Origin of the sequence: Marichromatium bheemlicum, from assembly GCF_012276755.1 — a bacterium.
Lineage (GTDB): Bacteria > Pseudomonadota > Gammaproteobacteria > Chromatiales > Chromatiaceae > Marichromatium > Marichromatium bheemlicum.
Genome location: NZ_JAAXKX010000006.1, coordinates 1 through 25398, shown reverse-complemented (window position 1 = coordinate 25398; position 25398 = coordinate 1). Strand labels below are relative to the sequence as shown.

Below are 25398 nucleotides of genomic sequence, written 5' to 3'. Positions count from 1 at the left end.
GCATCACACCATGAGCGACCATCTGATCATCGGCGATCACGCCACCGTCGGCCGTCACGAGACCTTCTCCTACCTGCCGCCGCTCAGCCGCGAGGAGATCGTCGAACAGATCCTCTTCATCCTCGACAACGGCTGGAACGCCTCGATCGAGCACGAGCACCCCAGCCGCGCCTTCGAGTACTACTGGCCGATGTGGAAGCTGCCCTTCTTCGGCGTCGACGACCCCGAGCTGCTGCTCACCGAGATCGAGGCCTGTCGGCGCAGCTATCCCGACCACCATGTCCGTCTGGTCGGCTACGACACCTTCGCCCAGACCAAGGGGCACGCCTTCCTGGTGCATCGCGCGTCCTGAACCGCGCCCGCCGCGATCGCGGCGAGGCGCCCATCCGCGAGCGAGGAGCGACATGGCAGAGCCAACACGCGAAAACAGCTTGAATGGGCGTGCCGCGGCGATCGCGCGTCGTCGCGCCCAGGCCAAGGGTGGCAAGCGCGCTACCCCTGAGGTGTCACCGGCCGCGCCAGCGGTCACGCCAGCGGCCGGTGCGCCACGCCCGCCCAAGGGCGAGCGTGGCGCGCTGCCCGTCGGGCGGCGCGAGGCGATGGCACGACGTCAGCGTATCGCCGAGTCGGGCGGTCGCGCGTTGCCGGCGCCGCGCGTGCGCACGGCGCCGGCCGAGACCCGTAGCGATGGCCGGATGCGGCGCCGCGCTCAGCATGTGACACCCGCATCCGGGGACGAGGCCTCGATGGGGGAGGAGCAGAACGCGCACGCCCCGTCCACGCCACCGCGCCGTGTCGCGCGTCCCACCCCGTCGCGGCGGGCGCGGGCGCGCGGCGCGAGCGTGACCAGGGAGGCGCGTCCGACCGGGCGCGTGCTGGCGATGGCCAGGCGCGCGGCGGTGGCCGGTCGCGGCAAGGCGGGGCTGGAGGCGATCGGCGGGCGCTCGCGCGACGCCGCCGCCACCACCCTGATGCGTCGTGCCGGGGCCAGCTCGCGCGAGATCGCCCGGCGGGTGCGTGAGCAGCGCTGCGAGCACGGCAAGGGCGGCGAGTCCTGTCCGCGCCCGAGCGGTCGCCTGCGGCGTCAGGGTGGGGCGCGGGCCAATGACGGGCCGCGTGGCGAGGTCAGCGAGACGGCACGTGGCCTGGCCGTCAGCGGTACCCGGCTCGGCCGTGCCCGGCACACCACGGGCGACGAGGCCGGGGCCTGTCGCACCGTCACCGGGACCGAGTACCTCGGCGCCGAGCTGTTCCAGGAGTTCTGCGGCCAGCGCTCCGAACCGCCAGCCCCCATGCCGGTCGCCAGCACCCCGGCGGGGCAGCGGGTCACCGGCGTCCGGGTGGGCCGGGGCGAGCGGGTCACCGGCGACGAGCGCGGCGCCGGGCGTAGTCTCACCGGCACCCCCTATACCGAACCCGGTGCCGAGGGTGCGCCGCCCAAGGTCGCGCATGACACCACGCTCGCCCAGCGTCCGATCACCGGGACCTTGCTGGGACGCGGCGCGCGCACCACGGGTGACGAGGCCGGTGCCTGCCGACGCATCACCGGCGACGAATATCTCGGCAGCGGACACTTCCGCCAGCACTGCGAGCAGGTGCCGGCGCCCGAGGGTGGCGCCAAGGTTGGCGTCACCCCGACCTGGCGCGGTCAGCGCCTCAGCGGCACCCAGGTCGGTAGCGCAGCGCGCGTCACCGGCGATGCCGCCGGGCGCTGTGAGACGGTCACCGGCAGCGACTATCTCGGTCCCCTGCACTATCAGCAGCACTGCGCGCCCGAGGCGCTGACGGCGCAGGCCGCGCGGCGTCCCGAATCGCGTCCCGGCGGCGCCGATCTCAGCGGCACCCAGCCCGGTATCGCCGGGCCGAGCACCGGCCAACGGCGTGGGCGCTGTCAGTCGATCACCGGGACCCCCTATGTCGGTGAATCGGCCCTGGCGGCGGTCTGTGATACGGCGGTGCGCGCGCCGACCGAGGACGATGCGCCGGTCGAGTTCGGCGACGACTTCCCGCAGCCGCTCGGCGGTGGTCACTGGCAGGGCATGGTGTTCTCGCGCCCCGAGGGCGCCGCGCGCGCCACGCCTCGGGTGACCGGTGCCAGCGGTGGCGGCTCGGCGCGGATCACCGGCCCTTTCGGTCTGAGCAGCGGGGTGGTGACCGGTACCGAGGAGTTCCGGGCGCGCCGCCCGAGCGGCGCCGAACAGCCGGCCCCGGGGCTGATCCCCGCTCCGGTGGCGACACCCGAGGCAGCGGTGCGCGCCCGTGTCACCGGTGAGGGGCGCGATGGCGGTGCCCGTATCACCGGCGACGACTGGGGGCGTGGCGAGCATGTCACCGGCACCGAGGGTAGCTCGGCGAGCGTGCGCAATCCGACCCGCCGCGGTGGGGTGATGGGGCCCTTCGCCGGTGCCCGGGCGCTGCGCGGTCAGCGCCAGTCTGAGCAGGCCCCGCCGCTGCAGGTCACCGGTGCCAGTGGTGGCAGTGAGCGCGGTGCCCTGGTGACCGTCTCCGGCGGGGCACGGGGCTGAGGTGGCGACCATGGTGGCGATCCGCACCACACCTCGGGGCCAGCGCGGCGCGCGGCGACGCACTCCGCTGTGGCGTGCCGCTCCGGTGCACCCGCCGCTGGCGGCAAGCGTGTCGTCGCCAGTCGTCACCGTCGCGGTGGACGGGCCGGCCCCGGTCATGGTCGGTGCGACGTCGTCACCGGACCAGGACAACCGCCGGTTGGGCGATTATGCGCGACGGGTGCAGCACGCGTTCGAGGCCATCGAGCCAACGCTGCGGCGAATCGCCGCGCTGTCCCAGGACGCCGACTTCGTGCGCCGTGCCCAGCACGAGGCGCACGCCCGGCTCGGCTTCGAGCTGCCGGTCTCGGTGCTCGAGCGCGCCTGGATCGGCGGGCTCGACATGCGCGCGCTCTTCGCCTACGCCAGCTTCGCCACGGTGCGTGCGCTCAGCGACGACTATTTCCTCAACGACCCCTTGGGCATGGGCGGGCGTGCCGCCGCCTTCGAGCGCTTTCTCCTCGAGTGCGGCTTCCATGCGATGAACCTGACCCCCTGTTCCGACGGTCGGCTGGCCCACGTCATCGGCTACGTGCTGCGCCTGCCGATGGGGGTGGTGCGGCGTAAGGCCCACGCCGGGGCGCTGTTCGACGTCGAGGAGGCGGTGCGTCGCTGGACCGAGACCGAGTTGCGTCGTCACCGCGAGGGCCTGCCCAACACCGCCGATGCGCCCACCCGCTATCTCAAGGTGGCCGTCTACCACCACAGCAGCCGTGATCCCGCGCACCAGGGCTGTGCCGCGCACGGTAGCGACGATGCGCGCGCCGCCGCCGCCGGGTTGGCACAGCTGCGTGCCTTCCGCGAGGCGATCGAGAACAGCTATTGCTGCGGCGCCTCGATCGACATCCTGCTGATCGGTGTCGACACTGACACCGACCGCATCCGCATCCATCTGCCCGATGCCGCCGGCGAGCCGGCACTCGAGCGTTACCTCGACAGCGGATCGCTCCACGCCGAGATCCGGGGGCTGGGGACGCAGGCCGTGCGCGATCACATCCGCGCGGCGGTGAGTGCCGCCGGCGGCGCCAATCCGCCGACGGCGGGCATGCAGCGTCTGGTCGCGCGGTTGATCGAGCACAACCTGGAGCAGCTCGACTACGTCCGCGCCGAGCACGGCGGCCAGTATCCCGACGCCGGGCACCAGGAGCGCTTCATCGGCGTCGGCGGCGACCTCGCCGAGGTACAGCTGCGCAATCTCACCTTCTTCGCCTTCATGCGCACCCTGGAGGAGGGCGCCGCCGACCTCGACATCGGCGTCGACATCTTCCGCCGGCTCAACCTCGCGCGCGGCTTGCCGATCCCGGTGGTGGTGCGCTTCGACTATCCGGGGCGGGTCCCCGGGGCGCGGGCGCGTGCGGTGGAGCGCTGCACGCGGGTGGCCGAGGCGATCGCGCGGCGTTATCCCGAGCTGGCCGCGCAGGGGCTGCTGCACACCTGGTCGACGGTGCGCGACAGCGATCACGGTGGCCGCATCGAGGGGGTCGGCGGTTCGTTGAGCGAGTGGGAGGGACTATGAAGATCTGCCAGGTCGAGCGCCCGCTGGTCGCCACCAACCGCATCCCCGGCCTCGAACACCGCCATCTCCAGGTGGTACGCGAGGGCAAGAGCCAGCTGGTGGCGGTCGATGCGGTCGGCTGTACCCCGGGCGACTGGGTGATCTGTGTCGGTAGCTCGGCGGCGCGTGAGGCGGCCGGCCACAAGGACTATCCGAGTGACCTGACCATCGTCGGCATCATCGACTACTGGGAGGAGGGCTGAGCATGGAGATCATGCAGGTGGAGCGTGCGCTGGTCTGCAGTCGGCGGATCCCCGGGTTGGAATCGGTGTCGCTGCGGGTGTTGCGCGGCGCGCGCGGCACCCGCGCGGTGGCCGTCGACACCCTGGGCGCGCGCCCAGGCAATTGGGTGTTCACCATCTCCGGCTCGGCGGCGCGCCACGCCGTGGGCAAGTCGATCCTCACCGATCTGAGCATCGGCGGGATCATCGATCACTGGGAGACGGACGCGGCGCGTCCCGATCCACGTTCGTAGCGTTCATGTTGAGACAGAGGAGTCAGAGACCATGGCCGACGAGTATTACGGGATCGCCCTGGGGATGATCGAGACGCGCGGGCTGGTGCCCGCGATCGAGGCGGCCGACGCCATGACCAAGGCCGCCGAGGTGCGGTTGATCGGTCGCGAGTTCGTCGGTGGCGGCTATGTCACGGTGCTGGTGCGCGGCGAGACCGGTGCGGTCAACGCCGCGGTGCGCGCCGGGGCCGACGCCTGCGAACGGGTCGGCGACGGGCTGGTGGCGGCGCACATTATCGCCCGCCCGCACCGCGAGGTCGAGCCGGTGCTGCCGACGGGCCGGCCCGAGGCGTAGTCGGTCGCCTGAGGCATTGAGTAACCAGCAAACGAGGAGTCGACAACCATGGCCAGTGAAACCTTCGGGATTGCCCTGGGGATGATCGAGACGCGCGGGCTGGTGCCCGCGATCGAGGCGGCCGACGCCATGACCAAGGCCGCCGAGGTGCGGTTGATCGGTCGCGAGTTCGTCGGTGGCGGCTATGTCACGGTACTGGTGCGCGGCGAGACCGGTGCGGTCAACGCTGCGGTGCGCGCCGGGGCCGACGCCTGCGAACGGGTCGGTGACGGACTGGTGGCGGCGCACATCATCGCCCGCCCGCACCGCGAGGTCGAGCCGGTGCTGCCGGAACGCCCCAGCGCCGGCGACCGCTGAGCACGGGCGGTCGCGCCCCGGCCGCCGTGGCGGCGGCGCGACCACCGGGAGGAGTGATGCGATGAGGCTGGACCCGCGTGTGCTCGGTTATCTCGGCCGGGCGTTGAGCCATGAGTACGGGGCGGTGCAGCAGTATCTCACCCATGCCGGGTTGGCCGCGGCCTGGGGGCTGGAGACTGGGGCGGCGCGGCTGCGTGAGGAGGCGCGCGAGGAGCTCGATCATGCCGAGCGGTTGACCGCGCGGCTGCTCGATCTCGGCGCCATGCCCGGGGCCTCGCGGCTGCGTCCGGTGCGGGCCGGGACATCGTTGCAGGCGCTGCTCGAGGCCGATCGTGTGCTCGAGGCCGAGGCGCTGGCGCTCTATCGCGAGGCCGCCGAACACAGCGCCCGTGTCGGCGATACCGTCAGCGCCGAGCTGTTCGCGGCGCTGTACGAGGAAGAGCGGGCGCACGCCCGTGTGCTTGCCGAGTGGATCGACGAACTGCGTGCCGCCCCGGCGGCTGGAGACATCGAGACATGAACCAGACCGATTGGCGTGAACGCAGCCGCCCGGCGCGGCTCGAACGGCGACTGAACTTCACCGACTACGACCATACCCGCGATTTCCTCGAGGACATGGCCGGGCTCAGCGAACGGCTCGGGTATTATCCCGACATCAGTTTTGGTCGGACCCATGTCAGCATCACCATCCGTGCCGAGGACGGTGCCGAGCAGATCGATGCGCGCCGCCGCGCGCTCGCCGGCGAGATCGATATGCTGTTCGCGCATGCAGAGGAGGGGCGTTGATGAGTACCGAGACACCCGTACCCGAGGGGAGTGCGCCGCCGGTCGATCCACCGGCCGCGAATCCGCCTCCCCACAAGCCTCGGCGCAAGCGCCCGCGTTCGCCCCGCACCGGGTCACCGGCGCCGGCGCCGCAGCTGCCGCGCCGACGGGTCTGGCCCGACTGAACCGGGGTGGCGCCGCGACGCGCGACCCGGCATCCATCCGTCAGCGCAGTCACCGGGGGCCCCATGTTCGATCCCATGCTCAACCTCGTCCGTCACGTCAGCCTGCGACAGTTGCAGGTGTTCGAGGCCATCGCCCGGCTCAAGAGCTTCACTAAGGCCGCCGACGAGCTCTATCTCACCCAGCCGACGGTCTCGACCCAGATCAAGCGATTGAGTGATGCCATCGGGTTGCCGCTGTTCGAGCAGATCGGGCGTCAGGTCCATCTCACCGAGGCCGGTCGCGAGTTGGAGATCGCGGTCAAGGAGATCTTCGGCACCCTCGACCGCTTCGAGATGAAGGCCGCCGACCTCAAGGGACTCAAGCGCGGCTATCTGCGTCTGTGTGTGATCACCACCGCCAAGTACTTCGCCCCCGAGGTGCTCGGGCGCTTCTGCCAGCAGCACGCCGGGGTCGATGTCTCGCTCAAGGTCACCAATCGCGATCGGGTGATCGAACGGCTGCTCGCCAACAAGGATGACCTCTACATCCTCGGTCAGCCGCCGGAGCGTGAGATCGACATGGTCTCCCGGGTGTTTGCGCCCAATCCGCTCTATCTCGTCGCCCATCGTGATCATCCGTTGGCGCATGCGCGCGCCATCCCGCTGGCGCGGGTTGCCGAGGAGCACCTGATCATGCGTGAGCCCGGGTCGGGGATCCGCGACGTGGTGCTGCAGACCTTCGAGTGTGCCGGGCTGCGGCCACACGTGCGCATGGAGCTGGGGAGCAACGAGGCGATCAAGCACGCCATCTACGGCAAGCTCGGGTTGTCGGTGTTGTCGCTGCATACCCTGACCCAAGAGAGCGCGCGCTCGCAGCTCGCGTTGCTCGATGTCGAGGGATTCCCGTTGCAGCGCCATTGGCACGTGGCCCATGCCAAGGGCAAGGAGTTGTCGGTGGTGGCTCGGGCCTTCCTCGACTTCCTCGACGCCGAGAGCGCGCAGCTCACCCGCCAGCTCGACAAGGCGCGGGTGCGCTTGACCCGCTGGGACGCTGCCGACCCGGCAGCCTAGTGTCCCCGCTCGTGGTGGTTTTCAGCGCGGCGGGGTGCTGAGCCGTTCGAGCAGCACGAAGTCGATCGCGCCGCGCGCGGGCTGTCCCTGGGCGCGTTCGAAGGCGCGGATCGCCGCGCGTGTGCGCGGCCCGATCAGCCCGTCGATCGGGCCCGGGTCGAACCCGTGTGCCACCAGCCAGCGTTGCACCCGTCGCACCAGCGCGTTGCTCAACTCGGGGGCGTCGAGGTCGGTGCCGTCGCTGCCACAACGGGGGAGTGCGAGCACGTCCTCGCCCGCCGGGGCGTCGGGTGCGGCGAGCAGGAAGGGCCGTGCCGGATCGCAGACGACGCGGGGCGTTGGTGTGACGCTCGGCGCGGGCCCGACCTCGGGTGTGGGTTCGACCTCGGGTGTGGGTTCGACCTCGGGTGCGGGTTCGACCTCGGGTGCGGGTTCGACCTCGGGTGCGGGTTCGACCTCGGGCGCGGGTTCGACCTCGGGTGCGGGCTCGACCTCGGGTGTGGGTTCGACCTTGGGCGCGGGCTCGACCTCGGGTGCGGGCTCGACCTCGGGTGTGGGTTCGACCTCGGGCGCGGGCCCGACCTCGGGTGCGGGCTCGACCTCGGGTGTGGGTTCGACCTTGGGCGCGGGCTCGACCTCGGGTGCGGGCTCGACCTCGGGTGTGGGTTCGACCTCGGGTGCGGGTTCGACCTCGGGTGCGGGTTCGACCTCGGGTGCGGGTTCGACCTCGGGTGCGGGTTCGACCTCGGGTGCGGGTTCGACCTCGGGTGCGGGTTCGACCAGGGGGGCGGACTCCTCTGTTGTTGCCATGGTCTCGGCCGGTGTGCGCCACAGTGTGCCGATCAACAGCAGCAGCAGGGTCAACCACAGCGCCCCGGCCACCGGCCAGCGGCGTAACCCGTGTTCGCCGTCGGCGACCGACGGTCCCAGGGTGAGCCGCTCGCCGAGGCGCGTGATGAGGGGGTGGATCATCCCGAGCCAGGTCGTTGCCAAGCGTTGCCAGGCGTTACTGGCGTGACGCCACAGGGGGGTCAACAGCGCCAGTAAGTCGCCGGGCGGGACGCGTCCGGCAAGCCTGCGCAGGGGGTCGGGCCAGCGCCATACGAGCGCTGCCACGACCACCCCGGCGCCGACCAGACCCGCGTCCTTGAGCTGGGGTGTGGCGGGCGCGAGCAGCGGGAATAGCACCACCAGCGCGACCAGCCCGCCCCAGCTCGCCAACGCCCCGCGTTGGGCCGGGTGGGGGTGGGGGGTGAGGCCGACGACCAGCCATAGCAATCGCGCCATCAGCAGGGTGGTCACCACCACCGAACTGCTGACCACGGTGAGGATCCACGGCCAGCGCGCGTGCTCGAGCAGCGGGGCCACGGCCGCCTTGGCCGCCGCCCCGCTGGTCAACGGCGCGCCGGCCATCGCCAGCGCCAGCACTGCTATGCCGGCGAGGACCAGTGGCTGTGCCGGGGCCCCTGCCTTGCGCAGCCCTACCCCGAGGAAGAGCCCCCCTTTGACCAGGGCATGATGGACGACATAGAGCGTCAGCGCGCCGACCCCGACCTCGGCCAGCGTCGGATCGGTGAGCATCAGCCCGAGCAGTACCGCCATCAGCCCCATCTTGGCGATGCTCGAATAGGCCAGTACCGTCTTCGCCTCGGTCTGCATCAGCCCGACCGGCAGGGCCAGCGCCAGGGTCAGCAGCCCGAGACCGGTCAGCAGTTCTCCCCAACCGGGCAGGGCGATCACGCCCACCGGCAGATAACGCAGCCAGCCGAGCAGCGCGACCTTGATCATGGTCGCGCTCAACACCGCGCTGGCCGCCGCCGGTGCCGCCGGATGGGCGAGCGGCAGCCACGGGTGTAGCGGCACCAGCCCGGCCTTGACCGCCAGCCCGGCGAGCAACAGCCCGATCGCCCAGGGGCCCAGCTCGACGAGTTCGGCCGGCCCCGGGGTGAGCGTGCCGCTGGTCGCGGCGATCAGCACCAGGGCCGCGAACAGGGTGACCTCGCCGATCAACGCCATCGTCAGATAGACGCGCCCGGCGCGACGGGCGCGTGCATCACCATCGTGGACCACCAACCCATAGGCGGCCAGCCCCATGATCGCAAAGCCGACATAAAAACTCGCCAGATCCTGACCGACGATCAGCCACAGGTTGCCGGCCATGGCCAGCAGAAAGAGTGCGCGGAAGCGCCCGGCTCGCGGACCGAGGCCGGCGCTGCCGGCATGGATCCCAGCGACCAGCCACAGTAGCGCGGTAAACAGTAGATAGGTGTGCCCGAGGCGATCGAGTCCGAGTTCGCTGCCGAGCAGCAGCCACGGCAGCTCGAGGCGGGTGCCGAGCGCGACTAGTAGCGTTGCCCCGAGCGCCGGCAGGGGGCCGAGCGCGACCAGCCAGCGTCCGTGACGCGTGCTGGAGGCGAGGGGGGCCAGTAGTAGCGGCCAGACCCAGGCGGCGAGCAGCAGCCAGGCGCTCATCGGTCATACTCCCGGCGGGCGATCAGCTCGGCCCACTCCAGTGGGCTGAAGGGGGCGGCGGCGAGCAGTCCGGCGAGCACACAGAGTGCTGCGGTCACCAAGGGTGGCCACAGCAGTGCGGCGCGGGTCTCGAGTCGGCGCCGCGAGATGTGTTCCTGAGGCCATTGCTCGGGCGGCGCTCGGAACCAGGCGCGATAGAGGATCGGCAGGAAGTAGGCGGCGTTCAGCAGACCACTGGCGGCGAGCACCACCAGCACCCAGCCGGCACCGCCGTCGATCGCGCCGAGTCCGAGATACCACTTGCTGACGAAGCCGGCCAGCGGCGGGATACCGATCATCCCCAGCGCCCCGGCGCTGAAGGCCAGCGTGGTCCAGGGCATGCGTCGTCCGACCCCGTCCATCTGACTGACGCGGTGGACGCCGAGGGTCTCGGCATAGTTGCCGGCGCAGAAGAACAGGGTGATCTTCATGATCCCTTGGTGGACCAGATGGACCAGCCCGCCAACGGTGGCGATCGGGCCGAAGATCGAGGTACCGAGGGCGATGTAGGAGACCTGGCTGACGGTGGAATAGGCCAGCCGGGCCTTGAGGCCGTCCTGGACCAGGGCGCGCAGCGAGCCGTAGACGATCGTGATCGAGGCCAGTAGCCCGAGCAGTCCGAGCAGCCCGAGTGAGGCGCTGAGGCCGACGCCATAGACGTCATAGACCACCCGGACGATGCCGAAGGCGCCGGCCTTGACCACGGCCACCGCGTGCAGCAGCGCGCTCACCGGTGCCGGGGCCACCATCGACTGCGGCAACCAGCCGTGCAGTGGTACCAGTGCGGCCTTGACCCCGAGCCCGGCGAGCAGCAGCACGAAGATTACCTGGAACTGGCCGTGCAGAGCCGTCGGCAGTGCGCCGAGGATCCCGCCCTGGACGAAGTCGAGCGGCCCGGCGAGGGTCTGTAGCCAGACTGCGCCGAGCAGCAACAGGGCGCCGCCGCTGAGGGTGTAGTAGAGATAGATGCGCGCGCCGCGGGTCGCCTCCGGGGTGCCGCGATGGGCGACCAGCGGATAGGTCGCGAGGGTGAGGATCTCGTAGCAGATCACGAAGGTGAGCAGGTTGCCCGCCAGGGCGATGCCGACGGTGGCCGAGACGCAGAGGCTGAAGAAGCCGAAGAAGCGGCTGCGGTTGGGGGTGCGTTCGAGATAGCCGATGGCATAGATGGTGGTCACCAACCACAGCACCGTGGAGAGGGTGACGAAGAGCACCGAGAGGGCGTCGGCGGCGAATACCAGGTCGAGGCCCGGGGCGAGGTTGATGCGGCTCTCGTAGTCGTGCTCGTGATAGACCCCCCAGATCATTACCCCGACCAGTACCAGCTTGGTGAGGGCGCCGGCCATGTTGAGCGTGGTGCGCAGCAGGTGGCTGTCCTCGCGCACCAGGAAGATCACCGCCCCGGGCACCAGCGAGGAGCACACGATCAGCATCGGCAGCAGGGTGTCGAGCGCGCTGCTCATCGCTCCACCTCCACCGCTTCGAGCAGCCCCCACAGACCACCGGCGGCCAGTCCCAGGCCGACCACGGCGATTACCGCCAGTACCAGCCCTGGTAGTTCGGCTCGACCCTGGTTGACGAAGCGTTGTGGGGTGGGCTCGAGGTTGAAGGCGCGCGCCAGCACCCGGAACACATAGGCGGCGGCGAGCAGGGTGCCGGCGAGCAGTGGCGCGATCCACCACCATTGGCCCTGGGCGATGGCCGCCTCGAGCAGTAGCCACTTGCCGATGAAGCTACCGCTCGGCGGCAACCCGATCAGCGCCACCCCGGCCAGCCCCAGGGTGAAGGTGGTTGCTGGTAGTCGTTGTGCGGTGCCGCCGAGATCACTGATACGGTCGTGCCCGGCATGCTGTTGCACCTGACCGGCGGCGAGGAAGAAGGCGGCCTTGGCGAAGCCGTGGGTGAGCGCCATCAGCAACAGGGCGCCGATCAGGGTGGTGCGCTCGGACCCCGGGGCGAGTCCCTGGAGCAGTGGCACGAAGATGAACAGATAGCCGATCTGGGCGACCGTGGAGTGGGCTGCGAGCAGTTTCAGTCGTTCGGCGCGCAACGCCCGCCACGACCCCCACACCACTCCGCAGGCGCCGAGTAGGCCGAGCAGGGTGGCGCCGGCCGGGGCGGTGACGGTGGCAAAGGGGCCGAGCCAGAGCAGCAGGATCAGCCAGGCGGCGACCTTGCCGACCAGGGCCGAGAGTGCAGCGCTGACGGGTGCCGGGGCGTTGGCATGGGTCGGCGGTAGCCAGAAGTGCAGCGGGAATAGCGCGGCCTTGAATGCCAGTCCCAGGGTCAACAGCGCCAGCGCGGTGGCCTCGGCCGCCCCGGCGGTGAGCTGTGTGGCGAGCAGCCCGAGGTCGAGCTGGCCATAGGCGGTATAGATCAGCGCCACCCCGAGCAGATAGGTCATCGAGCCGAGTAGGCCGACGAGCAGGTAGCGCAGGCTGGCCGAGAGCGCCGCACGTGAGCCGCCGAGCGCGGCGAGCGCGGCACCGGCGAGCCCGAGTAGTTCCAGCCCGACGTAGATATTGAACAGGTCGGCGGCGAGCAGCAGGGCGTTGAGCGCGGCCCACAGCAGTAGCCACAGTGGCCAGAAGTGCCCCAGCTGGATGCGATCGCGGAAATAATCACCGGCGTGCACACTGATGGCCAGCGCCACCAGCGCGGTCATCGCCAGCAGCAGGGTGTTCGCGCCGCCGGCCTCCAAGCCGATGCCGAGCGGCGCGGACCAACCACCGAGGTCCACGCGTAGCGCCCCCTGGGTCCAGACGGCGACGACCAGCCAGGCGACGACGGCGCTGCTCGCCAGCGCCGCGATGAGTCCGAGGGTGCGAGCGCGGCGCGGGGCGAGCGTCGTGGCCAGCGCGCCGAGCAGTGGCAGGCTGACGGCGAGTGGCAGGCTAGCACTCATCCTCGGGCGGCCCTCCTGCGTCCTCGAGACGACGGCTGAATACCAGTGCCAGGGCGGTGGCGCTCACCGCGACCACGATCCCGGTAAGTACCAGGGCGTGTGGGACCGGATCGGGTGGCTCGGTGCCGCGTTCGGCGATCGCGATCAACAGGTGGAAGACACCGCTGCCCATGATGTTGATCGCGATCAGCTTGCGCAGCAGTGGCGCATGGACCAGGAACGACCAGAGTCCCAGAACGAAGAGCACCACGCCGGCGCTGCCATAGAGTGCCTGCAGGGGGATCACCGTGTACCTCCGGGGGGACGGCCGCCGACATAGGCCGCGGCCAGGGTGGCGCCGATGGCGAGGGTGGCGGCGCTCTCGATGACGAGGATGAGCCACTTGGCCCATGCCGAGGGGTAGTCGAGGAAGTCGCGCCCGAGCCCGAGCAGGACCAGACCGACGATCACGAAGGCGCCGACGCCGAGGCTGGCCAGCAGCCGTTGCCAGGGTTCGGCGGGCAGACCGGCATGGGGATCGCCGCCGAGGCGCAGCACCACCCCGGCGGCACCGAGCAGGGCGCCGCCCTGGAAGGCACCGCCGGGGACCTGACCGCCGGCCCACAGCAGATAGCCGCCGGCGAGCACCAGCAGCGGGACCACCCAGGCGATCATCGCTCGCAACGCGGCGCCGGCGCGTTGATAGGCCGGGGTCGGCGGGCCGAGCGACCAGATTCCGAGCAGCGCGGCGAGCAGCACCGCCAGTTCGAGCAGGGTGTCATAGGCGCGGTAGTCGAGCAGTACCGCGGTGACCGGGTTGCCCACCCCGGTCAGTGGTCGTGCGGCGAGCGCCGCCTTGGCCAGTGCCGACTCAGGACGGGTGGCGAGTAGCGGCAGGAAGACCCACAACAGCGCGGCGCCGAGCACCGCCGCCAGCAGGGCGATGAGCAGCCGCAGCCTGCCGTTCACCGCTGCGCCTCGTCGTCTTCACGGCGGCGTGCCGCCCGCCGGGCGGCGGCGAGCATCAGCGCGCCGCCCAGACCGGCGCCGATGGCCGCCTCGGCGAGGGCTACGTCGGGCGCACGTAGCCGTGCCCAGATCAGTGCCAACCACAACCCGAAGGCGATGAACAGCATCACCGCCCGCCGCGGTTCGGCGCTGTTGAGGGCAGCGACGGCCAGGGTCAGCAAGGTGGCGATCAGTACCAGATCGAACAGCAGCAGGGTCATTTCAGGTCCTCCCCGTCACCACGCAGCGCGCGCTTGGCCACCAGGTGGGCGCCGGTGGCGCCGGCGAGCAGCACCAACAGCCAGATCAATACCAGCTTGAGTCCCTGCCAGGGCGAGTCGACCCAAGGCAGCAGCCCGATGATCACCAACCCGAGCCCGAGGTTGTCGGCCTTGGTCAGGGCGTGGAGCCGACTGAAGAGGTCGGGTAGACGCAGCAGCCCGATGCTGCCGGCGGCGAAGAAGCCGCAGCCGAGCAGGATGGTGAGCGTCGAGAAGGCCAGCGCGAGACTCATTACGGTGGCCCCTGCAGGCGGCGACGGGTGAGAGCGGCGGCGGCCACCGCCGCGAGCAGCGCAAAGATCAGCGCGACATCGAGCAGTGCCGGTAGCCCGAGCGCGATGGCGAGTAGCAACAGCACGCCGATGCCGTTGGTGCCGAGCAGCTGCACGCCCATCATCCGGTCGGCTGCACTGGGGCCGCGCAGCACCTGGATCAGCCCCAGCGACATGCTGGCCAGCAGGGCCAATGCAGCGATCAGGGCAAGTGTCTTCATGGGCTGGCCTCGTGTGCGAACAGCGCGGCGATGCGGCGCTCCAACTCGACGAGCTCGGGGCGGACATCACTGCTGATATCGAGGGCATGGACCCGTACCCACTGGCGACGGATATCGGCGCCCAGGGTGCCGGGTAGCAGGCTGATGGTGTCGAGGAACAGCACCCGCGCGGCCGGGTCGGTGAGCTGGGTGCGGTAGTCGACGAAGCCGGGGTCGATCCGCAACTGGGGGCTGAGGACCCGCAGGGCGACGTCGAGACCGCCCCGCAGCGACTGCCCGAGGAAGTAGGGCAGGAAGCGCAGCAGCGCCAGTAGCCGGGGGCGCCGGCGCGCGGGGGAGGAGAGGCTGAGACTGAGGTAGGTGGCCAAGAGCACGGTGGGGATGCCGATGACCCAGGATGCGGGATCGGTTCCAGCCAGGATCGACCAGAGCAGCACGAACAGTGCTCCACGGGCGATGATGGCTGTCGAACGACGATGCACGATCGGCGATATCCCTGTGCGTTGGCAGATGCGTCTGGCCGGCGTCCACGCCGGCAGTTTTTCTAGTGACCGGCGCGATGTCACCGAGTTCCCACTCGGTGACATCGCGCCTGGCGATCAGACCTTGAACCGGCCGACGCGCTCCTGCTGACCGGCGGCGAGTTCGGCCAGCTCACCAGAGGCGTGCTTGATCTGGGTGGCGCCTGCGCTCACCCCCTCGATCGCCTGGGTGGTGTTGATCAGGTTGCGATCGACCTCCTGGGAGACGGCGGCCTGCTCCTCGGCGGCGCTGGCGATCTGGCTGTTCATGTCCTTGATGGTGCTCACCGAGCGGGTGATCTGCTCGAGCGAGCTGCCGGCCTCGCCGGCCATGGCGACACTCTCCTGGGCCTGGGTGCGGCTCTCCTCCATCGCCGCTACCGCCTGGCTGGTGCCCGACTGCAGCCGCTCGATCATCTGCTGGATCTCGGTGGTCGAGGCCTGGGTGCGGCTGGCCAGGGTGCGCACCTCGTCGGCGACCACCGCGAAGCCGCGCCCCTGCTCGCCGGCGCGTGCTGCCTCGATCGCGGCGTTGAGTGCGAGCAGGTTGGTCTGGTCGGCGATGGCGCGGATCACGTCGAGCACCTTGCCGATCTCGGCCGAGTCCTCGGAGAGTCGGGCGATGACCTCGGTGGCGCCCTCGACGCGCTGCGAGAGCACCTCGATCGAGGCGATCGAGCTGGCCACCACCTGGCTGCCGGCGGCGGCCTCCTGGTCGGTCTGTTGGGTCGCCGCAGCCGCCTCGGTGGCGTTGCGGGCGACCTCGGCGACGGTGGCGGTCATCTCGTTCATCGCCGTGGCCACCTGCTCGAGTTCGGCCTGTTGCATGCGCACCTGGTCGTCGGTCTGCTGGCTGGTGGCCGAGAGCTGCTCGGCCGCGGCGGCCAGGCGCTCGCTGCCGCCGGCGATCTCGGCGATGAGGTCGCGCAGCTTGCCCTGGAACAGGTTGAAGGCGGCGGCCAGCTCGGCGAGTTCATCCTTGCCGTGGATCTCGATGGTACGGGTGAGGTCGCCCTCGCCCTCGGCGACGTCGCGCATCATCCCGGTGAGCCTTTGGATGCGGCGCACGATGGCTCGGGTGACCAGCAGCATCAGTACGATGCCGACGATGATACTCACCACCGAGACCAGGATCATCACCAATGCCGACTGACGCGCGGCGGCGGCGGCGTGGTCGGCGGCGGCGGTGATCGCCTCCAGCGGGACCGCCACACCGATGCCCCAGGGGCGATCATTGACGCCGAGCTGGATCGGGGTGAAGGCGAGCACCTCGGTGTCGTTCTCGATCAGTAGCGGCTCGCCACGCTGCAGGGTGGTGACGATGCGCGTGGCATCGTCGGTGAGATCGGCGAGCGGCTTGCCGACCATGTCGGGGCGGCGGCTCGAGCCGATGATGGTGCCGTCGTTGGCCACCAGCGCGACCTTGGCGCGTCCACCATAGAGCCCGGCGGCGGTCTCCTCGGCGAGTTGCTGGAAGTGGCTGAGTTCGATGTCGACGCCGACGATGCCGCGGAAGTCGTTGCCCTGCAGTACCGGGACCACCATCGAGGTGATCAGGCGCTCCTCGCCTTGTACGGGGTAGAGATAGGGGTCGATGACCTGCTCCTGGCGGGTGCGTCGGGGGATCAGGTAGAAGTCACCCTTGCCCTCGATCTCGTAGTCCACCTGGGCCTCGACCTTGGGGGTCCCGGCGGCATCGATGCTCCAGTAGGGGATGAAGCGACCGCTGGCGTCGTGGTTGGCAGTGTTGGCGTAACGTGCGTCGGCGCCGTCGAAGGCGTCGGGCTCCCAGGCGGTGTAGACGCCGAGGTAGTCGGGGTGCTCGAGGAGGACCGCGCGCAGCATCTGGTTGACGTCGTCGCGCGAGAAGAAGGCCATCTCGTCGAGCCACAGCGAGGAGACCACCACCCAGTCCCACTCCGGGATCTGGCGCGCGAAGGCGAGCTTGGTGCGGGGCGTGGACTCGCCCTCGGGGGTCCAGTCGTAATGGATGTGGCCGGCACCGTCCTCGGCGACCTGCTCGTCGATGGCGACGAACAGGTTCTTGCCGGCGTCCATCGCGGTGTTGTAGCTCGGGTCGTCGAGCACCCGCCCCTCGAGTTCACGCTCGACGGGGTCGAAGACCATGCGTGGATAGGGTTGGGTCCGGTCCTGGATCCACAGATAGCTGCTGTCCTCGGTGTGCATGCGCCGGATCGCGGCGATGGCCAACTGCTGGGCCTCGGCACGACCGAGTTCGCCGCGTTGCTCGGCGGCGACATAGTCGGCGACGCTCGCGCGCGCCATGGCGGTGATCGCCTCGAGTTCGCGGTAGCGCTCGCTCAAGCGTTTCCAGTCCGCCGTGGTCATGGCGTCGGCATCCTTGCGTGCCGCCACCCCGAGCGCCTGGGCGAGGGTGCGAGCGACGCTCAGTGGCTCCTCGGTGTCGGCCTCGATAGTGGCGGCCTGTTCCTTGGTGGCGTTGATGATCAGCTCACGTGCCGTTTCGAGTGCCGCGATGCGCTGCTCCTCGGCCATGGTGTTCATCTGTGACAGGGCATAGACGGTGATCCCGAATCCGAGCACCACCAATATCGAGCCTGACCATAGCGCGATCTTGAAACCGATCGAGTGCCTGTTTAACAACCTCATGCGTCTACCCCTGTGCTTGTCTGTACCGGATCGGCACGGGGGTGGTGTGTGCGAATGCCCGTGCCTCTGATTGTTGCGTGCTCAGACCGTCGTGCACATCGTGTGATCGGCGAGGTGAGGCTCCGTGCGGCTCGCCCCGGTAGGTCCCGGTGTAACGGCTTTTGCTGCACCGTTATTGGGGGTGATCGGTGGCAGATCCAATGGCGCGGCTGGGGTCGGGGATGGACGGAGACGTTTCTGCCGAGCCGGTCATGGTGTACCCCGACCGACGGTGCGTCGCGATGGGGCGCTGTCCAGCGGCTCATGACGGGGTTCGGGAGGTCTGTCCCGGCGTGGTGTCGAGGGGGCTCGATTGCCGGATCATCGATGATGCGCATGCTGCCGGCACCGGCGGCGTTGCTATGATTGAAGCGTCGCTGAGGGGCCGTTCATGCACGACCCGACGACGGGCGATGTCGCTGGCGCCGCAACGGATCGGCGCTGTTCGTGTCCGTCCGAGGCATGGTGCGGGTGAACGATGACCTGGCATGGGGCGAGGCCGGTGGTTGGTGCCGGTGCCGGTGCCGGTGGCGGCGGGATCTTCTCAACAGGCCGCGATGGCCATGTCTCTCATTCTCTGGTCCGATGGGATATCGTGGCGAGTCATCTCCCTGTCCCGGGCCCGTTAGCAGGAAGTTAGCCGATGAAACTGATCGATAATGCCAGGGTGAGCACCAAGCTCGCGATCCTGGCGCTGATCCCCATCCTCGCCATGGTGGTGTTGACCTGGAGCGCCACGACCCTGTTGCAGCGGGTCAATGCCGGTATTGACCGGATCTATCAGGATCGGGTCGTGCCGATGAAGGGGCTCAAACTCATCGCCGACGACTATGCCGTGTCCGTCATCGATGCGGTCAACAAGGCCAATGCCGGGCGTCTCACCGCGGAGCAGGCGCTTGCCAGCATCCGCGCCGCGCGTGCCGAGATCGAGACGAGTTGGACGCGTTATCTGCAGACCGATCTCAATGCCGAGGAGCAACGCCTAGTCGATGAGGCACGCGCGCTGTTCGCCAGCGCCGACCAGGCGCTTGGCGGGCTCGAGCGCGAGCTGGCCGGGTTGCGCGGCATGGTCGCCGGTCGGCTCGACGCCTTCGATGGCCCGCTCTACGAGCGCATCGATCCGATCAGCGCCAAGATCACCGAGCTGGTGGAGCTGCAGCTACAGGTCGCTGGCGCCGAGCGCGAGGCGGCCAACGCTCTCTATGAGCGGTCGCGGTTACTATTCATCGCCTTGGGGCTGTTGACCACCCTGGTGCTGGTAGCGCTCGGGTGGATCACCTATCGCTCGATCACCTCGCAGCTCGGCCGTCTACGCGACACCATGGTGCACATTGCCGAGCACGCCGATCTCTCGGTGGCCATCGATCTCGATACCGATAACGAGATCGGTCAGATCGCCCATGCCTTCGGGCGCATGCTCGCACGCTTCCGTGAGTTGGTCGAGCGTATCGGTGGCTCGGCGATCAGCCTGTCCTCGGCGGCTACGCAGATGTCGGGCAACCTGCTCGAGGCCCGCGAGGGCGCGACCCAGCAGAACGTCGAGTCCGAGCACGTCGCCACCGCGATGCAGGAGATGACCGCCTCGGCCGAGGAGGTCGCGCGCAACACCGCCAGCGCCGCCGACTCGGCCCAGGGGGCCAAGTCGCTCTCCGATCAGGGGCGCGCCCAGGCGCAGGAGACGGTGATGGCGATCACCGGCCTGGCCGAACGTATCGAGACCGCCGCCGGGGTGCTGCACTCGCTGGAGGTCGATGCCCAGGACATCGGCAAGGTGCTCGATGTCATCCAGAGCATCACCGAGCAGACCAACCTGCTCGCGCTCAACGCCGCCATCGAGGCGGCGCGTGCCGGCGAGGCCGGGCGCGGTTTCGCGGTGGTCGCCGGCGAGGTGCGCACCCTGGCCAGCCGAACCCAGTCCTCGGCGCGCGAGATCGAGGCGATGGTGGGGCGGTTGCAGCAGAGTTCGCGACAGGCCGCCCACGAGATGGGGCAGAGCCAGGAGGCGGCGACGCTGTCGGTCGACCGGGTGGAACGTGCCGGCGACGCCCTCGAGGCGATCACCGGTGCCGTCGACGGCATCTCGGAGATGATGAACCGCATTGCCACCGCCGCCGAGGAGCAGACCGCAGTGGCCAATGAGATCAACCAGGGGGTGGTGAAGATCAGCGACGCCAACCACCGCGCCAGCGAGAACATGAACGAGCTCGAGCACGCCGGCCAACAACTCGAGCGCCTTGCCGCCGAGCTGCAGGCGCAGGCGACCCAGTTCAGGACCTGAGCGAGGCTCGGCGGCGGGCAGGAGTCGGTCGATGGAGGTGTTCATCGGTAACCTGCCGGGGAGCGCGACCCTGGAGGCCTTGCGCGCCTGTATCGGCGGGGTCGGGTTACGCGCCGACTTGCACCGTTATGACGGCGAGGACCGCTGGCGACGCGGCTATCACTTCTTCGTCGCCCGCACCGCCTCGCGCGTCGAGGGCGAGGCGCTGATCGCGCGATTGCGTGGACTGCGTCTAGAGGGACAGGCCCTGGTGGTGCGTGAGTATCGGCCCCGCGCCACCACACCTGATGCGGCCTGGGGTGGCGCGGAGCGGCGCATCAACCCCTGGTGAGCCTCAGGTCAGGGCTCGTAACGCCGCCTGCAGTGGCGCGAGCAGGGCGTTGCGATCGAGTCCCGGGTTGCTGATCGCGCGTGAGGCCAGGCCGTCGAACAGCGCCATGATGATCTCGGTGGCGGCGGCCTCGTCGCCGCTGGGGGCGCCGCGGGCGCTCACCAGCAAGCGGCGTAGGCGCTCGCGCTTGGCAGCATCGGCCGTCTGTACGATCGCCGCCACCCGTGGGTTGCGCGCCGCCTCGGCGAGGATCTCGAGTTCCAGCGCGGCATAGTCGAGGTCGGTGCGCTCGTTGACGCCGATGTCGACACGCTCCTGCATCGCCTGGTGCACGTCGTCGGCGTGCTCGAACTGCTGCACCATGGTCAGCGACTGCTCGAGCTTGCGCTCGACCAGGGCGGCGATGATCGCCTCCTTGTTCTCGAAGAAGTGATAGATGTGCCCGGAGCTCATCTCCGCGGCCTTCGAGATCTTGGCGATGCTGGCGCCGTGGAAGCCCTCGCGGGCGAAGCAGGCGGCGGCGGCATCGAGGATCTGTCTGCGTCTGGCCTCGCAGCGCGGCTCCGGCGTCGCCGATGATTGCGACATCGTCCTCTCCTCCCCTCTGTGCATGTCTGGTGTCGGAAGCGCCCGGGCGCATTCTACGCTTGACGCCGCTCGGGGCGCTGATTAGATTGATCATTCATTCTAGAATGAACGTTCAATCCACTTCCCCCTGAGGTTGCCATGACACTCGACGGTCGCCGTTCGGTCCCGGCGCTGCTGTGCGCTTTCGCGCTCGTCCTCGCCCTGGCCGGGTGTGAATCCTCCGATACCCCCGGCACCGCCAGTGCCGCCGGTGCTCCCCCCGAGGTCGGGGTGGTGACGCTCGCCGCGCGGCCCACTACCTTGACCACCGAACTGCCGGGGCGTACCAGCCCTTATCGCATCGCCGAGGTCCGCCCCCAGGTCGGTGGCATCATCGAGGCCCGATTGTTCGAGGAAGGCGGCTATGTCAGTGCCGGTGAGGTGCTCTACCAGCTCGACGCCGAGCTGTATCAAGCCGCCTATGACAGCGCCGAGGCGGCGCTCGCCCGTTCGCGCGCCGCTCGTGAGCGCGCCCGGCTCAAGGCCACGCGTTATGCCGACCTGCTGACCGCCAACGCCGTCAGCCAGGAAGATCACGACGATGCCCAGGCCGCGCTCAAGGAGGCGGTCGCCACCGTGGCAGTCGACGAGGCGGCGCTCGCTACGGCTCGTATCAACCTCGCCTATACCCGGGTGACCTCGCCAATCGAGGGGCGGGTTGGACGATCGGTGGTGACCCAGGGGGCGCTGGTGACCGCCAACCAGTCGCTGGCGCTGGTCACGGTGCGCCAGCTCGATCCGATCTATGTCGACATCACCCAGTCCAGTGCCCAGCTGCTGGGGTTGCGCCAGGCGCTCGACGACGGCCGGCTGTCTCGTGCCGCCGACGCCCAGCCGCAGGTGCGGCTGATCCTCGAGGACGGCTCGACCTATCCGCTCGTCGGGCGGCTCGCCTTCTCCGAGGTGACGGTTGATCCGAGCACCGGCGCGGTGACCATGCGCGCGACCTTCCCCAACCCCGATCACCTGTTGCTGCCCGGGATGTTCGTGCGTGCCCTGGTCGAGGAGGGGGTGCGCGAGCAGGCGATCCTGGTGCCGCAGCAAGGGGTGCGTTACGACCGCCGCGGTCAACCCACGGCGCTGGTGGTCGATGGTGACGATCGTGTCGCCCAGCGCGAGCTGGTCATCGATCGTGCCATCGACGGGCAGTGGCTGGTCGATGCCGGGCTCGAGGACGGCGATCGGGTGATCGTCGAGGGCTCGCAGAAGGTCCGTCCGGGGGCGCAGGTGCGCACCGTCGAGGTCGATCCACTCGCCGCTACCAACGACTGAGCGGTTCGCCCGCCGCCGGTGGCGCCATGATGCGCCACCGCCCCGCGCTTGCGCGCATTCGTCCATCTCCGGAGCAGAGGTCCGCCTGTCATGGCTCGTTTCTTCATCGATCGCCCGGTGTTCGCCTGGGTCATCGCCATCGTCATCATGCTCGCCGGCGTGCTCTCGATCCTGGCACTGCCGGTGTCGCAGTATCCCAATATCGCACCGCCGGCGATCACCATCACCGCGACCTATCCGGGGGCCTCGGCGCGCACCCTGGAGGATTCGGTCACCCAGGTCATCGAGCAGCAGATGAACGGGCTCGACGGGTTGCGCTATATGTCGGCAACCAGTGAGTCGACCGGTGTCGCCTCGCTGACCCTGACCTTCGCCAATGGCACCGACCCCGACATCGCCCAGATGCAGGTGCAGAACAAGCTGCAGCTGGCGCTGCCGATGCTGCCGCAATCGGTGCAGCAGCAAGGCATCCGGGTGGCCAAGTCGGTGCGCAACTTCCTCATGGTGGTGGCCTTCGTCTCGCGCGATGGCCAGCTCGATCGCACCGATCTCGGCGACTACATCGCCAGTCGCGTCAAGGATCCGCTCAGCCGGGTCGAGGGGGTGGGCGAGGTCACCGCCTTCGGCTCGCAGTATGCGATGCGCATCTGGCTCGACCCCAATCGGCTCAATCAGTATGGGCTGAGTCCCGCCGACGTGGCGCGCGCGGTCCGCGCCGAGAACGCGCAGATCTCGGCCGGTGAGCTTGGCTCGGTGCCGGCGCTGCCGGGGCAGCGCATCAGCGCCACCATCAACGTCCAGGACCGCTTGAGCACCCCCGAGGCGTTCGGTGCCATCCGCCTGCGCACCACCAGCGACGGGGCCACCGTCTATCTGCGTGATGTCGCCCGTATCGAACTCGCCGGCGAGACCTACGGCAAGCTCGCCCACCACAATGGTCAGCCGGCCTCGGGCCTGGGTATCCGTCTGGCCACCGGGGCCAACGCGCTGGAGACGGCCGACGCGGTCAAGCGCAAGCTCGAGCAGCTCTCGGCCTTCTTCCCCGAGGGGATGGAGGCGGTCTTCCCTTACGACACCACGCCCTTCGTGAGCATCTCCATCCACGAGGTGGTCAAGACCCTGCTCGAGGCGGTGCTGTTGGTGTTCGTGGTGATGTATCTGTTCCTGCAGAACCTGCGCGCCACCCTGATCCCGGCGATCGCGGTGCCGGTGGTATTGCTCGGGACCTTCGGGGTGCTCGCTGCCTTCGGCTATTCGATCAACACCCTGACCCTGTTTGCCATGGTGCTGGCCATCGGCCTCCTGGTCGACGATGCCATCGTGGTGGTGGAGAACGTCGAGCGGGTGATGCGCGAGGAGGGGCTGGGGCCGCGCGAGGCCACCCGGCGCTCGATGGATCAGATCACCGGCGCGCTGATCGGTATCGCCCTGGTGCTCTCGGCGGTGTTCGTGCCGATGGCCTTCTTCGGTGGCTCGACCGGGGTGATCTACCGTCAGTTCTCGGTGACCATCGTCTCCTCGATGCTGCTCTCGGTGCTGGTGGCCCTGACCCTCAGCCCGGCGCTCACCGCAGCCCTGCTCAAACCGGTCGAGCATGCCCCGAATCGCGGCTTCTTCGGCTGGTTCAACCGCAACTTCGAGCGCAGTGTCGGCACCTATACCCGCAGCGTCGGTGGCATCGTGCGGCGGCGCTGGTTGTTCGTCGGCGTCTATCTGGCGCTGGTCGGTGTGCTCGCGATGTTGCATGCACGGATGCCCACCGCCTTCCTCCCCGACGAGGACCAGGGGATCCTCGCGGTGCAGGTGATGTTGCCGGCGGGGGCCAGTCAGGAGCGGACCCTGGAGGTGATCCGTGAGGTCGAGCAGTACTTCCTCGAGGACGAGCAGGAGACCGTCGAGCAGCTGATCACCATCGCCGGTTTCAGCTTCGCCGGGCAGGGCCAGAACATGGGCATCGGCTTCGTCCAGCTCAAGGACTGGGATCTGCGTACCGATCCGCAGCAGCACGTCAAGGCGGTGGCGGCACGGGCGATGCAGCGCTTCGCGCGGATCCGCGACGCGCGGGTCTTCGCCTTTGTGCCACCGCCGGTGGTGGAGCTGGGTAACGCCACCGGTTGGGATCTGCAGCTGCAGGACCAGGGCGAGCTTGGCCATGATGCGCTGATGGCCGCGCGTGGCCAGTTGTTGGCAATGGCCGCCGAGCACCCGGCATTGATGGCGGTACGCCCCAACGGGCGGATGGATGAGTCGCAATACCAGGTCGAGGTCGATCGCATCAAGGCCGGGGCGCTCGGGCTGTCGCTGGCCGACATCAACGACACCCTGTCGAGCGCCTGGGGCAGTGCTTATATCGACGATTTCGTCCACGCCGGGCGGGTGAAGAAGGTCTACATGCAGGCCGATGCCGAGTTCCGCATGCAGCCCGAGGACCTCGATGCCTGGTACGTGCGCAACGAGCATGGCGAGATGGTCCCCTTCTCGGCCTTTGCCTCGGGGCACTGGACCCATGGTTCACCGCGCCTGGAGCGCTACAACGGGCTGCCCTCGGCCGAGGTGCTCGGTCAGCCTGCGCCCGGGGTCAGCTCGGGCGAGGCGATGGCGGTGGTGGAATCGCTGGTCGATCGATTGCCGACCGGGATCGGCATGGAGTGGACCGGGATCTCCTTCGAGGAGCGGGCCGCCGGCGCTCAGGCCCCGATGCTCTATGCGCTCTCGGCGCTGGTGGTGTTCCTCGCCCTGGCCGCACTCTACGAGAGCTGGTCGGTGCCCTTCGCGGTGATGCTGGCGGTGCCGCTCGGGGTGCTCGGTGCGGTGATCGCCGCCAGCGGGCGCGGGCTACCGAGCGATATCTATTTCCAGGTCGGCCTGCTTGCCACCATCGGCCTGGCGGCGAAGAACGCCATCCTCATCGTCGAGTTTGCCCGTACCCTGCAGGAACAGGGCAAGAGCGCGATCGAGGCGGCGATCGAGGCGGCGCGCATGCGTATCCGCCCGATCGTGATGACCTCGCTGGCGTTCGGCTTCGGGGTGTTGCCGCTGGCGCTGAGCAGCGGCGCCGGTTCGGGCAGCCAGCACGCCATCGGTACCGGTGTGCTCGGTGGTGTGGTCGCCAGTACCCTGCTCGGGGTGCTGTTCGTGCCGCTGTTCTTCGTGCTGGTGCGGGGACGGATGAACGGGCGCGGGGGGGGGCGCGCCTGAGTGCCGGCCGGGGGGGTTAAACCCCAGCCCGGCCCCCCC

25 protein-coding genes are annotated in these 25398 nt (G+C 69.4%); 14 read left to right on the top strand and 11 right to left on the bottom strand.

Translation table 11 applies throughout. The features are described 5' to 3' along the window. Nucleotides 1–10 precede the first annotated feature (10 nt). The 10 genes from HF203_RS06035 (at nt 11) to HF203_RS05990 (ending at nt 7285) form a co-directional block, all read left to right on the top strand. A complete protein-coding gene (locus HF203_RS06035) occupies nt 11–352 on the top strand; it encodes a ribulose bisphosphate carboxylase small subunit (protein WP_168667668.1) in 342 nt (113 codons plus the stop codon). A 52-nt stretch (nt 353–404) separates the two neighbouring features. Continuing rightward, nucleotides 405–2525 (top strand): alpha-carboxysome scaffolding protein CsoS2, encoded by a 2121-nt coding sequence (locus HF203_RS06030; protein WP_168667666.1) that lies wholly within the window; start codon nt 405–407, stop codon nt 2523–2525. Between the two features lie 10 nt (nt 2526–2535). Further along, a complete protein-coding gene (locus HF203_RS06025; protein ID WP_168667664.1) occupies nt 2536–4080 on the top strand; it encodes a carboxysome shell carbonic anhydrase in 1545 nt (514 codons plus the stop codon). Then, nucleotides 4077–4322, top strand: a complete 246-nt coding sequence (gene csoS4, locus HF203_RS06020; RefSeq protein WP_168667662.1) for an alpha-carboxysome shell vertex protein CsoS4 — start codon at nt 4077–4079, stop codon at nt 4320–4322. The genes HF203_RS06025 and csoS4 overlap by 4 nt, the downstream gene beginning before the upstream one ends. Nucleotides 4323–4324: 2 nt before the next feature. After that, on the top strand, nt 4325–4594 hold the full coding sequence (locus HF203_RS06015) for a carboxysome peptide B (protein WP_168667660.1): 270 nt from the start codon (nt 4325–4327) through the stop codon (nt 4592–4594). 31 nt (nt 4595–4625) lie between these two features. Further along, nucleotides 4626–4928: an alpha-carboxysome major shell protein CsoS1 gene (gene csoS1, locus HF203_RS06010; protein ID WP_168667658.1), complete on the top strand. Its 303-nt coding sequence runs from the start codon at nt 4626–4628 to the stop codon at nt 4926–4928. Nucleotides 4929–4976: 48 nt separating this feature from the next. After that, complete coding sequence (csoS1, locus tag HF203_RS06005; protein ID WP_168667656.1) at nt 4977–5285, top strand: alpha-carboxysome major shell protein CsoS1; 309 nt, start codon at nt 4977–4979, stop codon at nt 5283–5285. Nucleotides 5286–5346: 61 nt separating this feature from the next. Beyond that, nucleotides 5347–5805, top strand: a complete 459-nt coding sequence (locus HF203_RS06000; protein WP_168667654.1) for a ferritin-like domain-containing protein — start codon at nt 5347–5349, stop codon at nt 5803–5805. Next, a complete protein-coding gene (locus tag HF203_RS05995) occupies nt 5802–6071 on the top strand; it encodes a 4a-hydroxytetrahydrobiopterin dehydratase (protein WP_168667652.1) in 270 nt (89 codons plus the stop codon). The genes HF203_RS06000 and HF203_RS05995 overlap by 4 nt, the downstream gene beginning before the upstream one ends. Nucleotides 6072–6298: 227 nt before the next feature. Beyond that, nucleotides 6299–7285, top strand: a complete 987-nt coding sequence (locus HF203_RS05990; RefSeq protein WP_168667650.1) for a LysR family transcriptional regulator — start codon at nt 6299–6301, stop codon at nt 7283–7285. Between the two features lie 21 nt (nt 7286–7306). On the opposite strand, the gene HF203_RS05975 is transcribed toward HF203_RS05990, so the two are convergent. The 10 genes from HF203_RS05975 to HF203_RS05930 all read right to left on the bottom strand — a co-directional run bounded on the left by HF203_RS05975 (nt 7307) and on the right by HF203_RS05930 (nt 17551). Then, complete coding sequence (locus HF203_RS05975; RefSeq protein WP_210424662.1) at nt 7307–9757, bottom strand: proton-conducting transporter transmembrane domain-containing protein; 2451 nt, start codon at nt 9755–9757, stop codon at nt 7307–7309. Next, nucleotides 9754–11259 (bottom strand): complex I subunit 5 family protein, encoded by a 1506-nt coding sequence (locus HF203_RS05970; RefSeq protein WP_168667648.1) that lies wholly within the window; start codon nt 11257–11259, stop codon nt 9754–9756. The genes HF203_RS05975 and HF203_RS05970 overlap by 4 nt, the downstream gene beginning before the upstream one ends. After that, a complete protein-coding gene (locus tag HF203_RS05965; protein WP_168667646.1) occupies nt 11256–12701 on the bottom strand; it encodes a complex I subunit 5 family protein in 1446 nt (481 codons plus the stop codon). The genes HF203_RS05970 and HF203_RS05965 overlap by 4 nt, the downstream gene beginning before the upstream one ends. Then, nucleotides 12691–12978, bottom strand: a complete 288-nt coding sequence (locus tag HF203_RS05960) for an NADH-quinone oxidoreductase subunit K (protein WP_246221676.1) — start codon at nt 12976–12978, stop codon at nt 12691–12693. Before HF203_RS05960 ends, HF203_RS05965 begins: the two co-directional genes overlap by 11 nt. 5 nt (nt 12979–12983) lie before the next feature. Then, nucleotides 12984–13649 (bottom strand): MnhB domain-containing protein, encoded by a 666-nt coding sequence (locus tag HF203_RS05955; protein ID WP_168667642.1) that lies wholly within the window; start codon nt 13647–13649, stop codon nt 12984–12986. Then, on the bottom strand, nt 13646–13909 hold the full coding sequence (locus HF203_RS05950) for a Na(+)/H(+) antiporter subunit B (RefSeq protein WP_168667640.1): 264 nt from the start codon (nt 13907–13909) through the stop codon (nt 13646–13648). The genes HF203_RS05955 and HF203_RS05950 overlap by 4 nt, the downstream gene beginning before the upstream one ends. Further along, nucleotides 13906–14202, bottom strand: coding sequence for a monovalent cation/H(+) antiporter subunit G (locus tag HF203_RS05945; protein ID WP_168667638.1), 297 nt, complete (start codon nt 14200–14202; stop codon nt 13906–13908). The genes HF203_RS05950 and HF203_RS05945 overlap by 4 nt, the downstream gene beginning before the upstream one ends. Then, nucleotides 14202–14462, bottom strand: coding sequence for an MrpF/PhaF family protein (locus HF203_RS05940; RefSeq protein ID WP_168667636.1), 261 nt, complete (start codon nt 14460–14462; stop codon nt 14202–14204). The genes HF203_RS05945 and HF203_RS05940 overlap by 1 nt, the downstream gene beginning before the upstream one ends. Continuing rightward, nucleotides 14459–14944 carry a Na+/H+ antiporter subunit E gene (locus tag HF203_RS05935; RefSeq protein WP_168667634.1) on the bottom strand — a complete coding sequence of 162 codons (486 nt, stop codon included), beginning with the start codon at nt 14942–14944 and terminating at the stop codon, nt 14459–14461. Before HF203_RS05935 ends, HF203_RS05940 begins: the two co-directional genes overlap by 4 nt. A gap of 117 nt (nt 14945–15061) precedes the next feature. Further along, entirely contained in the window at nt 15062–17551 is a 2490-nt protein-coding gene (locus tag HF203_RS05930) for a methyl-accepting chemotaxis protein (RefSeq protein WP_343043886.1), read from the bottom strand. A gap of 745 nt (nt 17552–18296) precedes the next feature. On the opposite strand from HF203_RS05930, the gene HF203_RS05925 reads away from it, so the two are divergent. Together HF203_RS05925 and HF203_RS05920 are read left to right on the top strand one after the other, a co-directional pair. After that, nucleotides 18297–19931, top strand: a complete 1635-nt coding sequence (locus HF203_RS05925) for a methyl-accepting chemotaxis protein (RefSeq protein WP_168667630.1) — start codon at nt 18297–18299, stop codon at nt 19929–19931. A gap of 31 nt (nt 19932–19962) precedes the next feature. Continuing rightward, complete coding sequence (locus HF203_RS05920) at nt 19963–20262, top strand: RNA-binding protein (protein WP_168667628.1); 300 nt, start codon at nt 19963–19965, stop codon at nt 20260–20262. 3 nt (nt 20263–20265) lie between these two features. Here the strand turns inward: HF203_RS05920 and HF203_RS05915 are convergent, their stop codons facing one another. Continuing rightward, nucleotides 20266–20850, bottom strand: coding sequence for a TetR/AcrR family transcriptional regulator (locus HF203_RS05915; RefSeq protein ID WP_168667626.1), 585 nt, complete (start codon nt 20848–20850; stop codon nt 20266–20268). Nucleotides 20851–20988: 138 nt separating this feature from the next. Here HF203_RS05915 and HF203_RS05910 point away from each other — a divergent pair, with 138 nt between their 5' ends. Then, a complete protein-coding gene (locus HF203_RS05910) occupies nt 20989–22161 on the top strand; it encodes an efflux RND transporter periplasmic adaptor subunit (protein WP_168667624.1) in 1173 nt (390 codons plus the stop codon). A 90-nt stretch (nt 22162–22251) separates the two neighbouring features. After that, on the top strand, nt 22252–25359 hold the full coding sequence (locus HF203_RS05905) for an efflux RND transporter permease subunit (RefSeq protein ID WP_168667622.1): 3108 nt from the start codon (nt 22252–22254) through the stop codon (nt 25357–25359). The last annotated feature ends 39 nt before the right edge of the window (nt 25360–25398 follow it).